The organism is Muricoccus nepalensis (assembly GCF_006438825.1).
GTDB classification, from domain to species: Bacteria; Pseudomonadota; Alphaproteobacteria; order Acetobacterales; family Acetobacteraceae; genus Roseomonas; species Roseomonas nepalensis.
The window spans coordinates 1-1,828 of record NZ_RCZP01000110.1; the positions used below are offsets into that span (position 1 = coordinate 1).

General features: G+C 65.7%; 2 protein-coding genes. One reads left to right on the forward strand and one right to left on the reverse strand.

Annotation, left to right across the window (positions count from 1 at the left end):
- A partial coding sequence (gene rpoD, locus EAH89_RS30740) for an RNA polymerase sigma factor RpoD (protein ID WP_140887978.1) occupies positions 1 to 785 on the forward strand: 785 nt, incomplete at its 5' end.
- 761 nt (positions 786 to 1,546) lie between these two features.
- Here the strand turns inward: rpoD and EAH89_RS30745 are convergent.
- Positions 1,547 to 1,828 (reverse strand): transposase (locus tag EAH89_RS30745; protein WP_194152386.1); only part of this gene is annotated, 282 nt, incomplete at its 5' end.

Consider the following 1,828-nt stretch of genomic DNA (forward strand, 5'->3'; position numbering starts at 1 on the left):
CGCTCGACGAGTTCCGCCGGGTGCAGGCGGTGGTCGCCGAGGGCGAGCGCGCCATGAACCGGGCCAAGAAGGAGATGATCGAGGCCAACCTCCGCCTCGTGATCTCGATTGCCAAGAAGTACACCAACCGCGGCCTGCAGCTGCTCGACCTCGTGCAGGAGGGCAACATCGGGCTGATGAAGGCGGTCGACAAGTTCGAGTACCGGCGCGGCTTCAAGTTCTCGACCTACGCCACCTGGTGGATCCGCCAGGCCGTCACGCGCTCTATTGCCGACCAGGCGCGGACCATCCGCGTGCCCGTGCACATGACCGAGACGGTGAACAAGCTGAACCGAACCGCGCGACAGATGGTGCACGAGCTCGGGCGCGAGCCGACGCCGGCCGAACTCGCGGCGAAGATGGGCCTGCCGCTCGAGCGGGTGGTGAAGGCGCAGAAGATCGCGCGCGAGCCGATCTCGCTCGAGACGCCGGTCGGCGACGAGGAGGGCGCCCACCTCGGCGACTTCCTCGAGGACGAGAACGCGGTCATGCCGCTCGACGTCGCGGTGAGGTCGGGCCTGCGCGACGCCGCCGCCAAGGCGCTCTCCGGCCTGACGCCACGCGAGGAGCGGGTGCTGCGGATGCGCTTTGGCATCGGCATGAACTCCGACCACACACTCGAGGAGGTCGGCCAGCAGTTCAACGTCACCCGCGAGCGCATCCGCCAGATCGAGGCCAAGGCGCTGCGCAAGCTGAAGCACCCCACCCGGTGCAAGCGCCTGCGCAGCTTCCTCGACGACGGGTAGGCGGAAACCAGGGAGCGAAGCCCCAAAAACGAGAAAAGCACGCGATCATGTCGCGAATGGCATGTGCGGCTTCATACGGCCGCCATCGGCCGGCAGGTAAGCCGCCACAGCCATCTTCAGACACGCTGCGCTGTCCATGTCGCGGCCGACTGCATCCCGGTAGGTGGGTACCCACAGCGCGGATCTCGTGCACGGGCCAAGCGGCGCAGGGCTTGGGTTTGTAGACGTGGTCGTGGCTCACGCGCGGGCTCCAGGGTAGGCTCCGGCGAAGGCTACGACAGCCGCGAACGATTCGTGAACATGCGTCTGCAGGGTGGACGGACGCCGTGGCGGTACGAGGTGCAGATTTTCATGGCCGAGGCGGTATGCAGCCGGTGCGGCGCCATCTTCGATGTGACGAGGATCCTACGTCGGCCGGACGGAAGCTTGCAGTGGACGCAGGCGCCTAGCCTGCGCCACGGCATGCACCGGATGGTTCATCAGATCTGCCCCCTACGGTATGACGCACCGGACGACCCGCCACTCACGTGCCCTCATGAGGACGACGCAGTCGCACAACTGGCGGGCCGCCTTGCTGGAGTACAACGGTAGGGCGAGGGTAAGGACTCAAAATTTGGAACATGCATCGGCGCCGACGCCCAAGGTCACGCCCCATTGGAGATGATAATGGCCACACGAGGACGCCCGCGCTTCGTACCGTCCGAGACTCAGCGTGTGCGAGTGGAGCAGATGATCGGAAATGGCATCTCATACCGCCGAGCTTATGAAGTGACTTTTCTGATCCAGGGATAGTTGGTGAGGGATTGGAGGCGCTCGGGCGTGAGGGCGTTCCAGGCTTGGCAGCATGCGTCAACGATGGCGGCGTTGCTGTTGAGCAGACGGTGGGACAGGAAGCGCTCGCGGAGGTGGAGCCAGACGCGCTCGACCGGGTTCAACTCGGGTGCGTAGGGCGGCAACGGCACGAGGGTGACGTTGTCGGGCACACGGAGCTGGCGTGAGCCGTGCCAGCCTGCCTGATCGAGCACGAGAACGGCGTGAACGTC